This window comes from Marivivens sp. ABH4_498, from assembly GCF_056160585.1.
The window spans coordinates 258907-278654 of record NZ_JBSWXL010000001.1; the positions used below are offsets into that span (position 1 = coordinate 258907).

Genomic DNA, 19748 nt, shown 5'->3' on the forward strand with positions numbered 1-19748 from the left:
GCCTTTTTCCTTTTCATAACCGGCGCTGATTATTTCGCGCGACGTTCGGACTGCAATCCACGATAGATCGCCCAACACATCACCAACAGAACCACGGTGAATGGCAAACCTGTCGAAATGACCATGGATTGAAGCGATCCCAATCCGCCTGCCGACAACAGCAGCACAATCGCAACTGCACCTTCGAACACGCACCAGAACACGCGTTGCGGCAGTGGCGCATCGACTTTGCCGCCTGCGGTGATCGTATCAATAACCAACGACCCCGAATCCGACGACGTGACAAAGAACACGATGACCAGAACGATACCAACGATTGATGTGATCTGCGTTAGCGGCAATGCGTCCAGCATTTTGAACAGCTTCAGCTCCAGGCTCGCATCGACCGCTGCGGTGTATCCATCGCGCAGCATCTGTTCGATCGCAACACCGCCGAATACCGACATCCACAAAACGCACACCATCGATGGAATCAGCAGCACGCAAATCACGAATTCACGCACAGTGCGGCCACGGCTGACGCGTGCAATGAACATGCCCACAAATGGTGACCAACTGATCCACCACGCCCAATAGAACGACGTCCAGCCCTGGCTAAAGTTCACGTCCTCGCGGCCAACGGGGTTCGACAGCGCAGGCAAATACTGCAGGTACGCGCCCAGATTATCGGCAAAGCCCGTTAAGATTGCCACGGTCGGACCTGCGATCAGAACGAACAACAACAGAACCAACGCAAGGCCCATGTTGATTTCCGACAGCACTTTGACGCCGCCATCCAGACCGCGAACAACCGATATCAGCGCGATCGCAGTGATGGATGAGATCAGAATGACTTCGGTCGTTGGACCAACAGGAATGCCGAACAGTTCGTTCAGACCAGCGTTGGCTTGGGTCGCGCCGAACCCCAGCGATGTTGCCAGACCAAACAAGGTCGCAAACACAGCCAGAATGTCGATCACGTGACCGGGCCAGCCCCAAACGCGTTCGCCCAAGATCGGATAGAACGCCGACCGCAGGGTCAGTGGCAGGCCTTTGTTATAGCTGAACAGCGCCAGCGCCAGCGCAACAACCGCGTAAATCGCCCAAGGGTGCAGCCCCCAGTGGAAAATGGTTGCCGCCATGGCCAAACGGATGGCTTGTTCTTCGTTACCGCCCGCAGCACCCAAAGGCGCCCAGTCGGTGCGAATGCCGTCTTCGCCCACGCTGGTGCCCGCCAGAGACGATGCGAAATGCGACAATGGTTCGGATACGCCATAGAACATCAGACCGATGCCCATGCCTGCCGCGAACAACATCGCGAACCAGCCCGCATAGGAATAGTCCGGCGTCGCCTCGGTTCCGCCCAGACGGACCTTGCCCACAGGCAAAACGATCAGCGCCAGACAAAACAGAACAAACACGTTTGCCGCACCTAGGAAAAACCAATCGAATCCTTTGGTGACTTTGCTGAACATCCAGCTAAACGCAGCACCCGCCTGATCAGGCAGCGCCAGCGTGTAAAACACAAACGCCACAACAGCGATCGCCGAGATTGCGAATACCGGATTATGGATATCCATCCCGAACCCGGCGATCCGTTTTTCAATGTTATCCTGACCGACCTCGTAATCGGTGTCGATCAGACCTGCGTTGCCTTCGGGCGCAGGAATCCCGGGATTGAGTTCGTTGTCTGCCATGGGCAGCCCCCCTTCCTCTTTTCCTCGTTTTTGATTTTTGCAAAATTGCAGCGCACAGCCCCAATCGCAGCGCCTATACGCCAGAATAGCGTAGCGGACGCAGGGTAAACCCATCGGCTGATACAGACACTGTATCCCCAAACACCGACATTAAACGGCCGCGCAAGTCGCCCCGCACGGCTGCTTTACCCATGACGGACCCATCTAGGGCGCATCACGATTTGATCAAATGTTTTGAGAAAATTTCTTACGAATCGTCAGATTTCGCGTCGGGATCGTCTTGTCCGATCCCCAAAAACACCCAGCGGAATGGCAAAATCCACACAACGCCTAGGGTGATGTAGACCGGCAGCTCTAACCATTTAGGCAGCCGGTCAATGTTCGACATAACCGTGACAGCGAAAGCGACATAGGCAGGCATCCCCACAACGAGGATGAACAAAGCCAGTCGTTTTCGCGTCTTATAGGTCATCAGTCAGCAAACGGGTCCGTTACCAGGATTGTGTCGTCGCGCTCGGGCGAAGTGGAAAGTAGCGCAACTGGGCACTCGATCAACTCTTCGACGCGTTTGACGTATTTGATAGCTGCCGCTGGCAGATCGTTCCACGAACGGGCGCCTTCGGTCGATTCCGACCAGCCGTCCATTTCTTCGTAGATCGGTTTGCAACGTGCCTGCTGATCCGCTGCTGTTGGCAGGTAATCCAGACGTTCACCGTCCAGTTCATAGCCAACACAGATTTTCAGCGTTTCAAAACCGTCCAGAACGTCCAGTTTGGTCAGCGAAATACCGGTGATGCCCGAAGTCGCACAGGTCTGACGGACCAGCGCGGCGTCGAACCAGCCACAGCGGCGTTTACGGCCGGTGGTGGTGCCAAATTCATGGCCACGAGTGCCCAGACGTTCGCCATCAGCGTCGTCCAGCTCGGTCGGGAATGGGCCTTCACCAACGCGGGTGGTGTAGGCTTTGACGATGCCCAGAACGTAATCGATCGACCCTGGGCCGATACCAACACCGGTTGCCGCCTGACCTGCGATCACGTTGGACGAGGTTACAAACGGATAGGTGCCGAAATCGATGTCCAGCAGCGCGCCTTGCGCACCTTCGAACAGGATGCGTTTACCGGCTTTGCGTTTTTCGTTTAGAACCTTCCAAACGGGTGCCGCAAATTCCAGAACCTGAGGCGCGATGTCAGCCAGTTGCGCGATCAGCTCTTCGCGGTTTACCTCTGGCATGCCCAGACCCTTGCGCAGCGGGTTGTGGTGCTGCAGCGCGCGATCAACGCGGGCTTCTAGGGTTGCAGGGTCAGCTAGGTCAGCAACGCGGATAGCGCGGCGACCGACTTTATCTTCGTAGCAAGGGCCGATACCGCGGCCCGTGGTGCCGATTTTGGTGCCTTTGGATGCGGCCTCTTCGCGGGCGCGGTCCAATTCACCGTGGATCGGCAGAATGAGCGGCGTGTTTTCCGCGATCATCAGCGTTTCTTTGGAAATATCGACGCCCTGTTCGCGCACGGTGGCGATCTCTTTGACCAGGTGCCAAGGATCCAGAACCACACCGTTGCCGATCACCGACAGCTTGCCGCCGCGCACAACACCCGAAGGCAGCACATGCAGCTTGTATACTTTACCATCGATAACGAGCGTATGGCCCGCGTTGTGACCGCCCTGAAAACGCGCGATCACGTCTGCGCGTTCCGACAACCAGTCTACAATCTTGCCTTTACCTTCGTCACCCCACTGGGCGCCGACGACAACAACGTTGGCCATATCTGAGTCTCCTCGATTTCTGGCGTAAAACCCGCGCCCGTATAGCGACCCCTGCGCGGGCAGGAAACCGCAAACTGTCATGTTTTCGTAACAGAGACGCCTTGGGCCGCGATTTACTGTGGATTATTCGCGATTAACGCCTGCAAATCCGTCCAGCCATAGGCGGTTTCATCGATTGGCGCGGTGCGGTCTTCGGATTCGCGCTGAATCAATTCCTGCCCGCCCAAGGATTCATAGAACCCACGCCCGCCCCAGTTTTCGGTCAATACCCACACCGACATCTGTCCATGGCCGCGCGCAACCGCCGCTCCGGCACAGGCCGACATCAACGCGCGGCCACCGCCACGGCGTTTTGCTGCATCAACGATATATATAGCCGTGACCTCTGCCACATATCCCATATCGCGCAATTCCGTTTCGCGCTGGGGGCCCATACTGGCGAACCCGACGATTCGACCATCCAGCGTCCAGACGAACACTTCGCCCTGCCCGTTTTCGGCCAATGCAGGGATAATCCGTTCCCACGCTTGGGTCCTATTTTGGATGGTCAGCTGTTCGATCAGCGGATCAGGCACGATGCCTTTGTAGCTGGATTGCCAGCTGGTGACCTGAACTTCGGCGATGGCGGCGGCGTCGGACGCAACGGCAGTACGTATATCATGGGAATTCGTCATGCCCCGCTTTTGACCGACACGCGCCCCGCGCACAAGCCACAGGAAAAACATCGCCCACATCTGGTAAAGGGGGTTGCGGGCAGCCCTATGACCTTTTAGACACCCACCGTTCATAAAAGGCAGAGAAGAGCCCGATGGAAAGCATTGTCCTAGTCATCCACATGATCCTTGCACTGGCGCTGATCGGCGTCGTTCTGATGCAGAAATCCGATGGCGGAGGCCTGGGCATGTCGGGCGGCGGCAACGGTGCTGTGTCCGCACGAGGCGCTGCGACCGCTCTGGGCAAAGTGACCTGGGGTCTGGCGATTGCGTTCATTATCACGTCGCTGGCACTGACCATCATCGCAAAACAAGAGGCCGGCGTATCGTCCGCACTGGACACCACTGACCTGTTACCACCTGCTGCGACCGAAGACACCACACCAGAAGTTCCTGGCCTGGGCGGCGACCTTCTGCCGCCACCTTCGCTGGACAACTAATCACAACGTATAGGCGATGGGGCATTTGCCCCAACACTATCTTGCGTATCCGGTTGCGTTCGCGGGGCGAATCCGGTTATACTTAAACCCCGTGATGATGCGTTTTGGGTGCTGCTATCTGAAACGCTTTTTTCTTTGTAGACTGACCAAACTCACGGGGGTTGCCTGCCGATGGCGCGATTCATTTTCATTACTGGTGGTGTGGTATCGTCGCTGGGCAAAGGCCTGGCCTCTGCTGCGCTGGGATCGTTGCTGCAAGCGCGTGGATATTCTGTCCGTCTGCGCAAACTGGATCCGTATCTGAACGTCGATCCGGGCACGATGTCCCCGTTTGAACATGGCGAAGTTTTCGTGACCGACGATGGTGCGGAAACCGACCTCGACTTGGGTCACTACGAACGCTTCACCGGCGTTCCTGCACGCAACACCGATTCTATTTCGTCGGGCCGCATTTATTCCAACGTCTTGGAAAAAGAACGCCGCGGCGATTATCTGGGCAAAACCATTCAGGTGGTTCCGCACGTCACCAACGAAATCAAAGACTTTATCCGCATTGGCGAAGACGAAGTTGATTTCATGCTATGCGAAATCGGCGGCACCGTGGGCGACATCGAAGGCCTGCCATTCTTTGAGGCAATCCGTCAGTTCACCCACGAAAAACCACGCGGCGAATGCATTCTAATGCACCTGACGCTGCTGCCGTATCTGGCGGCTTCGGGCGAATTGAAAACCAAACCGACCCAGCACTCGGTCAAGGAACTGCAATCCATCGGTCTGGCACCAGACGTTCTGGTCTGCCGTTCCGAACAGGAAATCCCAGAACGCGAACGCGAAAAAATCGCGCTGTTCTGTAACGTACGCAAAGAACACGTTGTCGCCGCATACGACCTGAAATCGATCTACGAGGCCCCACTGGCCTATCACGAACAGGGTCTGGATCAGGCCGTTCTGGATTGTTTCGGCATCGCACCTGCGCCAAAGCCGAATCTGGAACGCTGGTTGGACGTACAGGACCGCATCCACAACACCGATGGCGAAGTGAACATCGCGATCGTCGGCAAATACATCCAGCTGGAAGACGCCTATAAATCGATCAAAGAAGCGTTGGTTCACGGCGGCATGGCCAACCGTGTCAAAGTGAACGTAAACTGGGTCGACGCCGAAGATTTCGACCGCGACGACGTGGGCGAACATCTGTCCGGTTACCACGCGATTCTGGTTCCTGGTGGTTTCGGCGAACGCGGTACCGAAGGCAAAATCAAAGCGGCTCAATTCGCGCGCGAACAGAAAATCCCGTATCTGGGCATCTGTCTGGGCATGCAAATGGCCGTTATCGAAGCCGCACGTAACGTTGCAGGCATCACCAAAGCCGGTTCCGAAGAATTCGACCACGAAGCAGGCCAGAAACGGTTTGAACCCGTTGTCTACCACCTGAAAGAATGGGTTCAGGGCAACCACACCGTGAAACGCAAAGAAAGCGACGACAAAGGCGGCACCATGCGTTTGGGCGCATATGATGCAGCGCTGATGTCGGGTTCGCGCGTTGCCAACGTTTATGGTTCGACCGAAATCGAAGAACGCCACCGTCACCGTTACGAAGTCGACGGCAAATACCGCGAACAGCTAGAGGCCGCTGGCCTGTGCTTCTCGGGGATGTCGCCGGATGGCCGTTTGCCTGAAATCGTGGAATGGAAAGACCACCCATGGTTCATCGGCGTTCAGTTCCACCCTGAACTGAAATCCAAACCGTTCGAACCGCACCCGTTGTTTGCGGATTTCGTCCGCGCGGCGGTCGAAACTTCGCGTTTGGTATAATCAATTGCGGCGCCTGCGGGCGCCGCTTTGTTTTGGGGATCGGGATGCTTAGCTATCAACACGCATATCACGCAGGCAATTTGGCCGACGTGCAGAAACACAGCCTGCTGGCGTGGGTTCTGGATTACATGACCCGCAAGGACAAACCGATCACCTATGTGGAAACCCACGCGGGGCGCGGTCTCTATGATCTGGAATCGTTTGAATCTCTGAAAACGGGCGAAGCGGCCGCAGGCATTTCCGTGGCGGAAAACGCCAAATGGTTTGCCCCCGATCACCCCTATGCGCGCGTTCTGAATTCTGTCCGTGCCGAACATGGCACAACCGCCTACCCCGGATCGCCGCTGGTTGCCGCAAACGCGCTGCGCGATATGGACAACCTGTTGCTGGCCGAATTGCATCCCCAAGAATTCGAAGCGTTAGATCAGGTCATGGCGGGCCGCGCTGTTCGCGTGAAACGCAACGGCGTTGAGTATGCGCGTTCCGTGTTGCCGCCCGAACCCCGCCGCGGTGTTTTGCTGGTTGATCCCCCGTACGAGGTGAAAGACGACTACAAAACCATGGCGGATCTGTTCGTTCAGGTGAACCGCAAATGGAATGTGGGCGTTCTGATGCTTTGGTATCCGATCCTGCGGGACGGCACGCATAAACCGATGATGTCCAAACTGTCCGGCGCGTTCCCAGACGCCATCCGGCATGAAGTCACATTCCCCCCTGCCCGCAAACAACACCGCATGATCGGATCGGGCATGTTCATCGTCAACCCGCCCTACGGCCTGCAATCCGAGGCGGACCGCCTGTCGCGCCTGTTTCGCACGTTGGCGTGATGGGGTCTTTTCGTAGGGCCGATCTGGACCTATACCATTATTATGTTTGCTGATTTCCTGCGGCGCCTGACCGCCCCGACCAAAGATATCTTGGATGAAACCGATGCGCGCCGCGCGATTGGGGCGTTGCTGGTTCGGATCGCGAAATCAGACGGGCATTACGCCCCCGACGAAATCGCACGGATCGACCGCATTCTGGCCAACCGTTTTGATCTGAACGTGGTCGAGGCCGCCAAACTACGCGCCGAATGCGAAGGCATCGAAGCCGAAGCCCCAGACACCGTCCGTTTCACCCGCGCGATCAAAGACGCGGTCACTCTGGAAGACCGCGAAGCAATCATTCGCGCCATGTGGCAAGTGGTGATGACAGACGGCCACCGCGACCAGAACGAAGACGCATTGATGCGTATGGTTGCGCCATTGCTGGGCCTAACGGATCAGGACAGCAACCGCATCCGGATCGAAGTTTCTCAATCCTAAGTTGCCGCGCGCCCATTCGCTCTCTCAAAACTTGAACAAATAGTCAATTTTTTTGATGAATGCCCGTCAGACCCGTTGCATCGGACTGCGTTATTAGGCCTATTACCTGACTAAACAACGTGGGCCATTCTGACGTGTCAAACACTCCTGTCATTGAAATTCGCAACCTTCACAAAGCGTACGGCTCCCTAAAAGTGCTGAAAGGTGTCAGCATCTCCGCTGAAAAAGGCCAAGTTATTTCACTGATCGGATCGTCGGGATCGGGAAAATCCACGCTGCTGCGCTGTGCCAATTTGTTAGAGGACAGCCAGCAAGGCGACATCCTGTTTTCGGGCGAACCTGTGGAATGGAAAGGCACCGGCCTGAACCGCCGCCCTGCCAACCAGAAACAATTGCTGCGCATCCGTACGAACCTGTCGATGGTGTTCCAACAGTTCAACCTGTGGTCCCATATGACCATTCTGGAAAACGTGATGGAGGCCCCGATCACCGTTCTGGGCCGCGACAAAGCCGAAACCGAAACCAAAGCCCGCGAATATCTGGCCAAGGTCGGCATCGGCGACAAATGCGACGTTTATCCTGCGCAAATGTCAGGCGGCCAACAACAACGCGCCGCGATTGCCCGCGCCCTGTGTATGGAGCCCGAAGCGCTGTTGTTCGATGAACCCACATCGGCGCTGGACCCAGAGTTGGAACAAGAAGTCGTCAAGGTTATCAAAGGCCTAGCCGCCGAAGGCCGCACAATGATGATCGTGACCCATGACATGCGCATGGCGCGCGATATATCCGACCATGTCGTGTTCCTGCATCAGGGTCTGATCGAAGAACAAGGATCACCCGATCAGGTATTCGGCGCACCAAAATCCGAACGTTTGCAGCAGTTCCTGTCGCATTCGGTTCACTAGCGGTCCGTGAAATAGATTGACCAACAGGTCAATTTTGTCACGATACGCTCACCACCCCAAAGCCTGAACCAATCAGGCGATTCTATGGCCCTAGCGGGGTCACCAATATCGGGAGAAAACGATGAAAAAACTAATTCTAGGCACCGCGATTGCCGCGCTGACCGCTGGCGCAGCAATGGCCGAAGGTCATTCGGTTGTCCGTCTGGGCACCGAAGGCGCCTACCCTCCATACAACTTTATCAACGACGCTGGCGAAGTTGACGGTTTCGAACGCGCATTGGGCGACGAACTGTGCGCACGCGCTGAACTGACCTGTGAATGGGTCACCAACGACTGGGATTCGATCATCCCTAACCTGGTTTCGGGCAACTATGATGCGATCATCGCAGGCATGTCGATCACCGACGAACGCCTAGAAGTGATCGATTTCACCGAAAACTACACCCAGCCTGATCCATCGGCATATCTGGCGCTGGCAGACGCTGACGTTGATCTGTCGTCGGCAGTGATCGCAGCGCAGGCCGCGACCATTCAGGCATCCTATGCCGCAGGCGCAGGCATGACCGTTCTGGAATTCGCAACCCCAGAAGAATCCGTCGCAGCCGTTCGCGCAGGCGAAGCAGACGCCGTTCTGGCTGACCGCGCGTATCTGGCCCCACTGGCCGAGGCAGAGGCTGATCTGGAGTTCACCGGCGAAAACGTTCTGATCGGCGGCGGCGTTGGCATGGGTATCCGTAAGTCGGACACCGAACTGCGCGACAAATTCACCGCTGCGATCCAGTCGATGAAAGCCGACGGTTCGCTGAACGCGCTGATCGAAGAATGGGAAATCGGCGAACTGTTCTAATCGCTGGTTAACTGACCAAAACGGACGGGGCGGATCATTCCGCCCCGTTTCGCACAAGACCCGATGGGGGCGACCATTTTTAGCTATTGTTCCGATCCCAGCACAATCGAAGGCCTGAAATGGCTGTCGTGCTACCTGACCACAGGCAAACACATCAGCATGTATTGGTCGTTTTTGACCGTGCTTTTGCTGCTGGCCATCACTGCGCCGACCGCTTTGGCGTTCGGTTTTGCGGGGGCGACGGCCGCGCGGTCACGCATCGCGCCTGTATCGTGGATCGGCAAAGGCTATACCGCCATCGTGCGCGGCGTCCCTGACATCGCGTTTTTCCTGTTTTTCGTCATTGCCTTAGACCAGTTGTTCGAATGGATCCGTCACGAGGTGAAATGCCCCGACTGGACCGATCCAATTCGTCAGGGCAATGATTTCGTCGTCTGTACCGAGGCAAAACTGCCGTTGGGCAATGCCGCGGCGTGGGTCCATGACACCTATGCCTTTTTTCTAGCTGTGCTGACGTTTTCGATCGTGTTCGGCGCCTTTGCGGCCAACGTTTTGACGGGCGCGATGCGCGCTGTGCCGCGTGCGCAGATCGAAACGGGCGAAGCCTATGGCATGACCGAACGCCAGACATTCTGGCGCATCATGGTCCCGCAAATGTGGGTCTATGCCCTGCCCGGCCTGTCGAACCTATGGATGGTCCTGATCAAAGCGACCCCATTGCTGTTCTTGCTGGGCATCGAAGACATCGTTTACTGGGCCCGTGACCTGGGCGCGACCAAGACGCCGAAATTTACCGACTACCCGCACGGCGATTGGCGCATGTGGTATTTCCTTGCGCTGTTGGTGTTTTACCTGTGCTTTACCAAACTGTCTGAAATCGTGCTGGACCGGATCAACCGCCGCCTGACATTGGGTCAGGCCACCGCCGCTGGCGAAGCCCAAAGAAAGGCAGCCGCATGACCTGTTGGGACGTTATTTCGGACTATGGCCTGCGCAGCTTGGGCTTTGGCGAACGGTTGCTGCCGCGTGACGATTTCACGATCTGTAAACAGGTCGTTTTGATCGGTTCGGGCATGATTTGGAACGTGTATTTCGGCACAGTCGCGCTGCTGGCGGGGTTCTTTATGGCCATCGGCACGGCTGTGGCCAAAGCATCGGCAAACCCGCTGATCCGCAAACCTGCGGAATGGTTCATTTTCGTGTTCCGCGGATCGCCGTTGTTCATCCAATTCTTTTTCGCCTACTTCGCTTTTGTCTCGCTCAAGGGCGCGGTGCCTGCACTGGGCGGGCTGACGGCGGCATGGCTGGGCGCTGTGATCGTTCTGTTCCTGAACACCGCCGCCTATTCAGCCGAGATTTTCTATGGCGCGCTGATGTCGATCCCCAAAGGCGATATCGAGGCCGCCGACGCATACGGCATGACGGGCTGGAAACGGTTTCGCCGCATCACATTCCCGACCATGATGCGCCTTGCGTGGCCCAGCTACACGAACGAGGCGATCTTTCTGTTCCACGCGACGACTCTGGTGTTTTTCTCGGGCTTTCCGTCGCGCGGACAGATGGGCGACGCGCTGTATTACGCGAACTATTTTGCGGATAAAACGTTCAACCCGTTCGTGCCTTATCCAATCCTTGCCTGTTATTTCATCATCCTGACCCTGATCGTGATCGGAATTTTCGGTTTGATAAACGCACGGTTGAACCGCCATCTGCCCCAGCAAAATCGCGGCAAATTACGCTTGCGTTTAAATCTGATCCGGTAGTATAAAATTTTTGATCAAATTATTTGGCCCATCCCGCTTTTGCGGTCGCTACAGGCCTGGTTTCAGAAAATTTGAATCAGAATACTTTGGGCCAAGGGCATGGTTCACTCTGCGCAATGACGCGCCGCTTTGACTGCCTATGGCCTGCAAAACAGGTGATGAATGAGCAGTTGGCTGGACGAAAACACACATATCCGCAGCATCCGCGCAGGCGCCGCTGATCTAAACGGGCAACCGCGCGGCAAACGCGTGCCTGTCCGTTTTGCGCGCAAGATTGAACAGGATGGCATGCGGTTCCCTCAGTCTGCGCTGAATTTGGATATCTGGGGCGAAGACGTCGAAGACAGCCCATTGGTGTTCGAAGTCGGCGATCCCGACGGCATTCTGTACCCCACCGAACGCGGCTATGTGCCGATGCCATGGCTAGACAGCCCATCGGCCCTATTGCCCCTATGGATGTTCACCGAAGACGGCGCCCCATTCGACGGCGACCCACGTCATGCGTTGGCCCGCGTTGTCAAACGTTACGCCGAACTGGGCCTGAAACCCGTTGTCGCGTTCGAAATGGAATTCTATCTGATTGACGACAGCGGCAAAGAAATCCAGCAACCCAAAAGCCCCCGTTCGGGCAAACGCCGCATGGGCGGGGAAATCCTGTCGCTGCGGGCGCTGGATGCCTTCGATAACTTTTTTAATGATCTGTATGACGCCTGTGACGCGATGGACATCGACACCGAAGCCGCCACGTCCGAGGTCGGCATCGGTCAGTTCGAAATCAACCTGTGCCATATCGAAGACGCCCTAAAGGCCGCCGATGACGCCTATCTGTTCAAGATGCTGGTGCGCGGTTTGGCCCGCAAACACGGCATGGCGGCGTCGTTCATGGCGAAACCATACGAAGAATACGCAGGCAACGGCCTGCACGTCCATTTTTCGGTCGTCGATAATGACGGCAACAACGTCTTTGCCAATGACACCTTCGAAGGCACAGACATGCTGCGCCACGCGATTGCGGGCTGTCTGCGCGGCATTCCGGATATGGCGTTGATCTTTGCGCCGCATGAAAACAGCTATGCCCGTCTGGTTCCCGAAAGCCACGCCCCTACGGGCATCTGCTGGGCTTATGAAAACCGGACCGCATCGATCCGCGTGCCCGGCGGCAGCCTAAAGGCGCGGCGCATCGAACACCGCGTCGCGGGCGGTGATGTGAACCCGTATCTATTCCTTGCCGCCGTTTTGGGGTCTGCCTTGACAGGGATTGAGGATCAGCTGGTTCCCCCGCCCCCGATTTCGGGCAACGCATACGAACAGGAAATGGCGCAGATCCCCGACACTTGGGCCCAAGCCATCGACCGTTTCGAAAACAGCTTTATGACGGAACGCATTTTTCCGCGTCAGTTGATCGACAATTTGGTAGCAACCAAACGACAAGAGCTTCATTACTTGGGCGAGCTATCCGAACAGGAAAAGCTGGACCTATATCTGGATACCGTGTGACCCTATGAAAATCGGCATTTTGCAAACCGGCCACGCGCCTGACACCATCATTGATGAAACAGGTGACTATGACGCGCTGTTCCACCGCCTTTTGGGCGGGCAGGATTTCACGTTTGAAACCTACAACGTCGTCGATATGGAATTCCCAGACAGCGTGAATGACGCGGACGGTTGGCTGATCACAGGATCCCGCCACGGCGCCTACGAAGACCACCCATTCATCCCCCCGCTAGAGGATTTCATCCGCGCCGCCTATGCCGCAGATATCCCGCAGGTGGGCATCTGTTTCGGCCATCAGATCATCGCGCAAGCCATGGGCGGCAAGGTCGAAAAGTTCAAAAACGGCTGGTCCGTGGGCCGCACCGAATATGATTTCGGCGGCGAAAAAATTGCGCTGAACGCATGGCATCAGGATCAGGTGGTTGAAAAACCTGCCGATGCAGAAATCGCGGGCAGTTCGCCATTTTGCGAAAACGCCGCGCTGGTGTACGGCGACCGCATTTTTACCGTTCAGCCGCACCCTGAATTTGGTCCTGATTTCATCCATGGCCTTGCGACGACACGCGGTCCGGGCGTTGTGCCTGACGATCAGCTAAAGGTCGCCCTAGATAATTTAAACCGCCCCACCGATAACGGTGTCTTGGCCCGCCGCATTGGCGCATTTTTCAAAAAGAAAGACAGGACGGTATGACCGACTGGTTATCCAAACTCCCCGAAGCTGTGCACGAATATCTGGGCGACAATCGCCTGGACGAGGTGGAATGCATCATCTCTGACATGCCTGGGATTGCCCGCGGCAAAGCTGTGCCAGCATCGAAATTCGCGAAACAAGAATATTTCCACCTGCCCGACAGCATCTTTTATCAGACCATCACGGGCGAATGGGGCGATGCGGCTGGGGACGACGGGTTTATCGAACGCGATATGATCATGAAACCCGATCTGGAAACGGCCTCTGCCGCGCCATGGACGGGTGACTGGACGCTGCAAGTGATCCACGATGCCTTTGACCGCAAAGGCAACCCGATCGAATACGCGCCGCGCAACATCCTGAAACGCGTTGTTGAATTGTACCGCAAACAAGGCTGGGAACCCGTTGTCGCGCCAGAGATGGAATTCTATCTGGTCGCCCGCAATCTGGACCCTGCCAAATCAATTGAACCGATGATGGGCCGTTCGGGCCGTCCGGCGGCGGCGCGTCAGGCCTATTCGATGACGGCGGTCGATGAATTCGGCCCCGTGATCGATGACATCTACGATTTCGCCGAAGCCCAAGGGTTCGAAATCGACGGCATCACCCAAGAAGGCGGCGCAGGTCAGTTGGAAATCAACCTACGCCACGGCGATCCGGTGAAACTGGCCGACGAAGTGTTCTATTTCAAACGCCTGATCCGCGAAGCCGCCATTCGTCACAACTGTTTTGCGACCTTTATGGCGAAACCAATTGCGGACGAACCTGGCAGCGCGATGCATATCCACCATTCGGTGATGGATATCGAAACGGGCGAAAACATTTTCTCGGGGCCTCAGGGCGGGGAAACCGATGCGTTCTACCATTTCATCGGCGGCATGCAGAAACACCTGCCATCGGCCATCGCTGTGCTTGCGCCTTATGTGAACAGCTATCGCCGTTACGTGCGCGATCACGCAGCGCCGATTAACCTGAACTGGGGCCGCGACAACCGCACCACGGGCATTCGCGTGCCGCTGTCCGGGCCGCAATCGCGCCGCGTTGAAAACCGTTTGGCGGGCATGGATTGCAACCCCTATCTGGGCATCGCCGCATCACTGGCCTGTGGCTATTTGGGCCTGATGGAAGAACACCGCGCGGGCCCGTCGTTCAAAGGCGACGCCTATGAAGACAGCGAAAGCGACCTGCCCCGTGTCATGGGCGAAGCGCTGGAATTGTTCGACGACGCAACCGCCCTGCACGAAGTATTGGGCAAAGAATTTGCGCGTGTCTATTCCATCGTCAAACGATCCGAATACGAAGAGTTCTTGCAAGTGATCTCTCCTTGGGAACGCGAACACCTGCTGCTGAACGTCTGATGCCGCTGTACCGCAACGACGCTGTCGGGGAATTTCCCCAATCGTGGTACGTGGCAACCACCGACCTGCCAGCGCCCCGCGCGGCGCTGGAACAGGACACCACCGTTGATGTGGCGATCGTCGGGGCAGGATTTACTGGCCTGCATGCCGCGATCACTTTGCGCCAGCGTGGCCTATCCGTTGCCGTTGTCGATGCGCACCGCGCAGGTTGGGGCGCATCTGGCCGCAACGGTGGTCAAGTGGGCAGCGATTTCAACAAATCCCAACTGTGGATCGAAAAACGTATGGGCCGCGACACGGCCCAATCATTATGGGCGCTGGCGGGCGAAGCGACTGATGTGGTCGCAGATTTCTGTGCCGACCACGCCCCCGATGCGATGTTCAAAAATGGCATCGCACATGGTGATTTCTCAGCCGCCGATCTGGACGACGAACGCCGGTTAATCGATCACATGGATAAATATTATCCAAACCATCAGACGACGGTTCTGGGTCGAAACGACTTTCGCGATCTGGTCAAAACGGACCTGTATCAGGGCGGCACACTGAACATGCGTGCGGGTCATGTGCACCCGCTGCGATATGTGATCGCTCTTGCCAATCGGGCCGAGGCGCTGGGCGCCCAAATTTACGAAACCACGCCCGTCACGGCGATTGCGCATGGCTCTAGGGTCAAACTGACGACGCCCAAATCCATTTTGACTGCGGACCAAGTTATTCTGGCAGGCAATGGATATATCCGCGGCCTTGCCCGCGCGAATGATGCCCGGGTCATGCCTGTGAACAGCTTTATCGGGGCTACGGAACCGTTGGGCGATCAAGCCGCCGTCATTCGCGACGACATCGCCGTCTGCGATTCATCAAATGTCGTGAACTATTTTCGGATGACGCACGACGGGCGTTTGCTGTTTGGTGGCCGCGCAAATTATTCGCTGACGTTTCCTGCGGATATGGGCAGCGCTTTGCACAAACGTATGGGCGACATGTTCCCGCAAATCGCCCATGTGCCGTTTAGCCATGTGTGGGGCGGCACGCTGGGCATATCGGTCAACCGTTTGCCCGTCGTGCGCCGAATTGCGCCTAATGTGTTGTCAGCGGGCGGATATTCAGGGCACGGCGTTGCGCTGGCGGGCCTTGCAGGCCGCGTCATGGGCGAAGCCGTCGCAGGACAAGCCAGCCGATTTGAAACCCTGTCATCCCTTCCTCAGTGGCCCATGCCATTAGGCCCCTATGGACAAAGCGCCATGTTGCCACTGGCGATGGCGTGGTTTTCGCTGCGGGATCGGATCGGCATTTAATTGCTAAATGGTTAACGCATTCATAGATTTGTCATAGAAAATATGTTAGGGCTTTCCGAAATTAGTTTTCGGGAAACCCAAAATGACGCTACCGCCGAACGTATATGACGCTGAATCGATCCCTGTCGCCGCGCTGGACGAAGTAAAACGCCTATTAGAAACAGGCGATTTGTTCCGCTACACGAACGAGAATTCCCCAGCCCAATTGCTGGAACAGGAATTCGCCGCGCATATGGGCGCAAAATACGCGTTGGCAGTGTCGTCCTGTTCTGCGGCGTTGTTCATTTCGCTAAAGGCGTTGGGCCTGCCGCGTGATTGCCGCGTTATGATCCCTGCGTTTACATTTGCGGCTGTTCCGTCATCGATCGTTCACGCCGATTGCGTGCCTGTCTTGTGTGAATGCAGCGACAACTACCGCATCGATATGGACGATTTCCGCGCCAAACTGCCTGGCGTTCAGGCCGTAATCATTTCGCACATGCGCGGCCACACCAGCGACATGGACGCGATCATGCAGGCCTGCGACGAAGCCGGCATCCCAGTGGTCGAAGACGCCGCCCACAGCCTTGGCACCACTTGGCACGGCAAAAAGATCGGCACTTTGGGTCAAATCGGCTGTTTCAGTTTCCAAAGCTACAAGATGCTGAATTCGGGCGAAGGCGGCATTCTGATCACCGACGATGACGATCTGATCGCCCGCGCCGTGATCATGTCAGGCGCCTACGAACATATGTGGAAGAAAAACATGGGCCTTCAGGCGGCCTTTGAACGGTGGCAAAACAAACTGCCGCTGTACAACGTGCGCCTGAACAACCTGTCCGCTGCATTGATCCGCGCACAGATCCCAGAAATAGAACGACGCATCACAGATGGTCGCCGCAACCATGACCACGTGGCCGATCAATTGAACCAATCCAACTGGATCAAAGTCCCTGAAAAGCTGGCTCCGGAAGAACGCGCACCAGATTCGATCCAGTTCAATCTGGTTGGCATGGGCGATAATTCCGTCAAAGCATTCGTAGATGCCGCAGCAAAACGCGGGATCAAGGTGCAGGTCTTTGGCCGCAGCCAAGATAACGCACGAGCCTATTGGAACTGGCAGTTTATTGGTGATGTTCCAGAACTACCACAAACGCGCGACATGCTGATGAACGCCTGTGATGTGCGTTTACCGGCACGCCTGACGCTGGATGAATGCGACATCGTTGCTGGCGCTCTGACCGCAGCCGCAGCGGAAGTTATGGAAAATGCGGCTGGCGTGGCCGCCGAATAAAAACCACCATTCACGAAACGATAACGCCGCCTATTGGGCGGCGTCATTTGTTTAGGACGGACAACTGCCCTTGTAGACAGGGCAGCAAATCCGCAACGGGTTGTTCGATAGACGCGCGCAAAAGCCCGCGCAAATGAATCGCGATTTCTGCAGGCTTGTCCCCCAACGCACCACGCCGTGCACATAGCGAAATGCGCCGCGACAAAGGTGCAAACGGCAATGGAAACACATCAACAGCATCGCGGAACCGTTGCGCTCGCAGCCACCCCAACGGCGTCAGGATCGTCCAGCCTGCACCATTTGCAACCATCGCCATGATCGCGTGGTAACTGTCCAGTTCGAACCGATGGGCCAAAGTGAAATCTTCGCGCGCAAGATGGGTGGCGATGACCTGCCCCATGTGATGACGCGTGGTGTATTGGATCATCGGCGTTTTCCGCAAATCGGATGTGATCGTAGACGGATCAAACATGCCTTTGGGCGCGGCGATGATGAACGGTTCTTCCATCAATGGAAAATGTTCGATCCCATCCGCCGGAGGTCCCACATCGGCGGCGACGATCACGTCCAAGGCACGCGCCTCTAATAGATCGTGCAAACGATGAGACGCCCCCGTTTCCAACAGGAACTGACAGGATTTCAACATGTCCCCCATGCCAGCCAACAATCGCGGCGTGACGTCTGTTTCGAAATCTTCGATCATACCCAGCCGCAATCGGGTCAGTCCCATATCGGCTGTCGCCAATTCTAATCGCGCCTGATCGGCTTCGTTCAGAATGGCATATGCGCGGCGCAGAAACATTTCGCCCGCAGCGGTTTTCGTGATGGGGCGTTCGCTGCGGTTCAGCAATATTGCGCCAATATTCGTTTCCAAATTGGTCAATTGCTGACTGACCGTAGCAGCCGACGCACCCAAACGCCGCGCCGCCGCAGAGATTGACGCCTCTTCTGCGGTCGCGACAAAAACCTCGACACCCCATAAGGTGATACGTCCAGCCGTCGCCGCCATATCTGATCGTCCTTTCGCAGGTGTAGGCACATAAAAAGCGGGCAATGCCCGCCCTGTTTCGTAAAGTCGGGCCGCGATACACCGCGACCCAAATCCATTATTTGGTCATCGCCGACAGTTTGGCCTGTAGGTCAGCCAACTGTTTTTTGATCGTGTCCAGATCATCGCCTTTGGCGTCTTCGGCCATTTCAGGTGTCGGACCGGAACTGCCCATCAAACCGCCTGTCATCGCCTTTAGAAACGCAGCCTGTTGCGCTTGGATCGCCTCTAGCCCAGGCATGGATGCGACTGGCGACGCTTTGGCCATGTTTTCCATCATTTGGGTCTGGCTTTGACGTAGCATTTCAAAAGATGCGGCCAATACCTGTGGTACGACCGATGACGCTTGGGTCGTGTAGCTGCGGACCAGATCGGTCAGAACATCGACGGGCAAAACATTTTCGCCGCGGCTTTCATGCTCTGCAATGATTTGCAGCAGATATTGACGAGTCAGATCATCGCCCGACTTGAGGTCCACGATTTGAACCTCGCGGCCTTCGCGGATGAAGACGGCGATATCTTCTAATGTGACGTAGTCACTGGTTTCAGTGTTGTACAACCGACGGCTTGCATACCGTTTGATGAGTAATGGTTTATTTGCTTCGGCCACGTAATCCTCCCAGAACGAGTGCGGCAATGCAGAAAGCCTAAGACGGGTTGCAGCAAAAAGAAAGAGCGAGCTGCACTAGGCAGCCCGCTCATTTTTCCGACCAGAGGGAGGAGGAAGGTCGGTAAGGGTATTTTACTTCGCAGCAGCGGTCGCTTTTTTAGCGGTCGCAGTTGCTGTTTCAGTCGCTTTTTTCGCAGCAGCGGTCATGTCTTCGCCCGCAGCTTTGCCAGCAGCCATCATCAGTTCGATGGATTCGGTCTGAACTTTTTTCGCGATCTCAGCGAAAGCAGCCATGTGCTCTGCAGCGCTTTCAGCCGAAGCGGTTGCGAAATCGGTGATCGATTTTGCGTAATCAGCTGGTTCTGCTTTGGCTTTGGACATTTCGGTCAGTTTGACCAGAGTGTCTTGGGTCCATTTTGCCGACAGATCGGTCGATTTTTTTGCGGCGTCGATAGCCACAGCCGACATTTTTTCTGCCAGATCAGTCTGGGTTTTGTAAGCGTCTTCCATCGATTTCGTATCAACCGGGAACGAACCCATCATGTCTTTAAACACAGCGGTGAAGTCGGTAGCGGTAGCCATAGTCTTAACCTTTCAACAGTTCGCGACCACCTTGGCCGCTTTCAAATCTCATACATAAACTATGGATGCTGCACCGCAGCATTTCAAGCTTTTTCTGCAGTGCAGCATGTGAATTTTTTGCGACGCAGCAAAATCAGGGACTTAGCCGAAAGTCGTAA

20 protein-coding genes are annotated in these 19748 nt (G+C 56.2%); 13 read left to right on the forward strand and 7 right to left on the reverse strand.

Annotated elements, in window-relative coordinates; genetic code table 11:
* Positions 1–29: 29 nt before the first annotated feature.
* The 4 genes from ACXAGA_RS01285 to ACXAGA_RS01300 all read right to left on the reverse strand — a co-directional run bounded on the left by ACXAGA_RS01285 (position 30) and on the right by ACXAGA_RS01300 (position 4117).
* Entirely contained in the window at positions 30–1676 is a 1647-nt protein-coding gene (locus ACXAGA_RS01285) for a BCCT family transporter (protein ID WP_475115712.1), read from the reverse strand.
* Between the two features lie 247 nt (positions 1677–1923).
* The gene (locus ACXAGA_RS01290) at positions 1924–2148 is read right to left on the reverse strand and encodes a DUF2842 domain-containing protein (protein ID WP_475115713.1); all 225 of its coding nucleotides are present in this window, start codon (positions 2146–2148) and stop codon (positions 1924–1926) included.
* A complete protein-coding gene (locus ACXAGA_RS01295) occupies positions 2148–3443 on the reverse strand; it encodes an adenylosuccinate synthase (protein ID WP_475115714.1) in 1296 nt (431 codons plus the stop codon). Before ACXAGA_RS01295 ends, ACXAGA_RS01290 begins: the two co-directional genes overlap by 1 nt.
* A gap of 113 nt (positions 3444–3556) precedes the next feature.
* Complete coding sequence (locus ACXAGA_RS01300) at positions 3557–4117, reverse strand: N-acetyltransferase family protein (protein WP_475115715.1); 561 nt, start codon at positions 4115–4117, stop codon at positions 3557–3559.
* 134 nt (positions 4118–4251) lie between these two features.
* Here ACXAGA_RS01300 and secG point away from each other — a divergent pair, with 134 nt between their 5' ends.
* The 13 genes from secG to ACXAGA_RS01365 all read left to right on the forward strand — a co-directional run bounded on the left by secG (position 4252) and on the right by ACXAGA_RS01365 (position 17350).
* Entirely contained in the window at positions 4252–4596 is a 345-nt protein-coding gene (gene secG, locus ACXAGA_RS01305; protein ID WP_475115716.1) for a preprotein translocase subunit SecG, read from the forward strand.
* Positions 4597–4767: 171 nt separating this feature from the next.
* Positions 4768–6411, forward strand: coding sequence for a CTP synthase (locus ACXAGA_RS01310; RefSeq protein WP_475115717.1), 1644 nt, complete (start codon positions 4768–4770; stop codon positions 6409–6411).
* Positions 6412–6455: 44 nt separating this feature from the next.
* Positions 6456–7238: a 23S rRNA (adenine(2030)-N(6))-methyltransferase RlmJ gene (gene rlmJ / locus ACXAGA_RS01315; protein ID WP_475115718.1), complete on the forward strand. Its 783-nt coding sequence runs from the start codon at positions 6456–6458 to the stop codon at positions 7236–7238.
* Positions 7239–7280: 42 nt separating this feature from the next.
* Positions 7281–7718, forward strand: coding sequence for a tellurite resistance TerB family protein (locus ACXAGA_RS01320; protein ID WP_475115719.1), 438 nt, complete (start codon positions 7281–7283; stop codon positions 7716–7718).
* A gap of 134 nt (positions 7719–7852) precedes the next feature.
* Complete coding sequence (locus ACXAGA_RS01325; protein WP_475115720.1) at positions 7853–8623, forward strand: ABC transporter ATP-binding protein; 771 nt, start codon at positions 7853–7855, stop codon at positions 8621–8623.
* Between the two features lie 121 nt (positions 8624–8744).
* Positions 8745–9470 (forward strand): transporter substrate-binding domain-containing protein, encoded by a 726-nt coding sequence (locus tag ACXAGA_RS01330; RefSeq protein WP_475115721.1) that lies wholly within the window; start codon positions 8745–8747, stop codon positions 9468–9470.
* A 75-nt stretch (positions 9471–9545) separates the two neighbouring features.
* Positions 9546–10430: an ABC transporter permease gene (locus ACXAGA_RS01335; RefSeq protein ID WP_475116209.1), complete on the forward strand. Its 885-nt coding sequence runs from the start codon at positions 9546–9548 to the stop codon at positions 10428–10430.
* On the forward strand, positions 10427–11233 hold the full coding sequence (locus ACXAGA_RS01340) for an ABC transporter permease (protein WP_475115722.1): 807 nt from the start codon (positions 10427–10429) through the stop codon (positions 11231–11233). Before ACXAGA_RS01335 ends, ACXAGA_RS01340 begins: the two co-directional genes overlap by 4 nt.
* A gap of 162 nt (positions 11234–11395) precedes the next feature.
* Positions 11396–12730, forward strand: coding sequence for a glutamine synthetase family protein (locus tag ACXAGA_RS01345; RefSeq protein WP_475115723.1), 1335 nt, complete (start codon positions 11396–11398; stop codon positions 12728–12730).
* A 4-nt stretch (positions 12731–12734) separates the two neighbouring features.
* A complete protein-coding gene (locus ACXAGA_RS01350) occupies positions 12735–13421 on the forward strand; it encodes a type 1 glutamine amidotransferase (RefSeq protein ID WP_475115724.1) in 687 nt (228 codons plus the stop codon).
* Positions 13418–14779, forward strand: a complete 1362-nt coding sequence (locus ACXAGA_RS01355; protein WP_475115725.1) for a glutamine synthetase family protein — start codon at positions 13418–13420, stop codon at positions 14777–14779. Before ACXAGA_RS01350 ends, ACXAGA_RS01355 begins: the two co-directional genes overlap by 4 nt.
* Positions 14746–16077 (forward strand): NAD(P)/FAD-dependent oxidoreductase, encoded by a 1332-nt coding sequence (locus ACXAGA_RS01360; protein ID WP_475115726.1) that lies wholly within the window; start codon positions 14746–14748, stop codon positions 16075–16077. Before ACXAGA_RS01355 ends, ACXAGA_RS01360 begins: the two co-directional genes overlap by 34 nt.
* Before the next feature lie 82 nt (positions 16078–16159).
* Positions 16160–17350: a DegT/DnrJ/EryC1/StrS family aminotransferase gene (locus tag ACXAGA_RS01365; protein WP_475115727.1), complete on the forward strand. Its 1191-nt coding sequence runs from the start codon at positions 16160–16162 to the stop codon at positions 17348–17350.
* A 43-nt stretch (positions 17351–17393) separates the two neighbouring features.
* Here the strand turns inward: ACXAGA_RS01365 and ACXAGA_RS01370 are convergent, their stop codons facing one another.
* The 3 genes from ACXAGA_RS01370 to ACXAGA_RS01380 form a co-directional block, all read right to left on the reverse strand.
* Positions 17394–18359, reverse strand: coding sequence for a LysR family transcriptional regulator (locus ACXAGA_RS01370; protein ID WP_475115728.1), 966 nt, complete (start codon positions 18357–18359; stop codon positions 17394–17396).
* A gap of 97 nt (positions 18360–18456) precedes the next feature.
* Complete coding sequence (gene phaR / locus ACXAGA_RS01375) at positions 18457–19008, reverse strand: polyhydroxyalkanoate synthesis repressor PhaR (RefSeq protein ID WP_475115729.1); 552 nt, start codon at positions 19006–19008, stop codon at positions 18457–18459.
* Between the two features lie 132 nt (positions 19009–19140).
* Positions 19141–19590, reverse strand: a complete 450-nt coding sequence (locus ACXAGA_RS01380) for a phasin family protein (protein WP_475115730.1) — start codon at positions 19588–19590, stop codon at positions 19141–19143.
* Positions 19591–19748: the final 158 nt, after the last annotated feature.

Bases quoted from the DNA above. Each gene is read 5' to 3' on its own strand.
- ACXAGA_RS01285 (WP_475115712.1), bottom strand. From the start codon at position 1,676: ATGGCAGACAACGAACTCAATCCCGGGATTCCTGCGCCCGAAGGCAAC.
- ACXAGA_RS01290 (WP_475115713.1), bottom strand. From the start codon at position 2,148: ATGACCTATAAGACGCGAAAACGACTGGCTTTGTTCATCCTCGTTGTG.
- ACXAGA_RS01295 (WP_475115714.1), bottom strand. From the start codon at position 3,443: ATGGCCAACGTTGTTGTCGTCGGCGCCCAGTGGGGTGACGAAGGTAAA.
- ACXAGA_RS01300 (WP_475115715.1), bottom strand. From the start codon at position 4,117: ATGACGAATTCCCATGATATACGTACTGCCGTTGCGTCCGACGCCGCC.
- secG (WP_475115716.1), top strand. From the start codon at position 4,252: ATGGAAAGCATTGTCCTAGTCATCCACATGATCCTTGCACTGGCGCTG.
- ACXAGA_RS01310 (WP_475115717.1), top strand. From the start codon at position 4,768: ATGGCGCGATTCATTTTCATTACTGGTGGTGTGGTATCGTCGCTGGGC.
- rlmJ (WP_475115718.1), top strand. From the start codon at position 6,456: ATGCTTAGCTATCAACACGCATATCACGCAGGCAATTTGGCCGACGTG.
- ACXAGA_RS01320 (WP_475115719.1), top strand. From the start codon at position 7,281: ATGTTTGCTGATTTCCTGCGGCGCCTGACCGCCCCGACCAAAGATATC.
- ACXAGA_RS01330 (WP_475115721.1), top strand. From the start codon at position 8,745: ATGAAAAAACTAATTCTAGGCACCGCGATTGCCGCGCTGACCGCTGGC.
- ACXAGA_RS01340 (WP_475115722.1), top strand. From the start codon at position 10,427: ATGACCTGTTGGGACGTTATTTCGGACTATGGCCTGCGCAGCTTGGGC.
- ACXAGA_RS01345 (WP_475115723.1), top strand. From the start codon at position 11,396: ATGAGCAGTTGGCTGGACGAAAACACACATATCCGCAGCATCCGCGCA.
- ACXAGA_RS01350 (WP_475115724.1), top strand. From the start codon at position 12,735: ATGAAAATCGGCATTTTGCAAACCGGCCACGCGCCTGACACCATCATT.
- ACXAGA_RS01355 (WP_475115725.1), top strand. From the start codon at position 13,418: ATGACCGACTGGTTATCCAAACTCCCCGAAGCTGTGCACGAATATCTG.
- ACXAGA_RS01365 (WP_475115727.1), top strand. From the start codon at position 16,160: ATGACGCTACCGCCGAACGTATATGACGCTGAATCGATCCCTGTCGCC.
- ACXAGA_RS01370 (WP_475115728.1), bottom strand. From the start codon at position 18,359: ATGGCGGCGACGGCTGGACGTATCACCTTATGGGGTGTCGAGGTTTTT.
- ACXAGA_RS01380 (WP_475115730.1), bottom strand. From the start codon at position 19,590: ATGGCTACCGCTACCGACTTCACCGCTGTGTTTAAAGACATGATGGGT.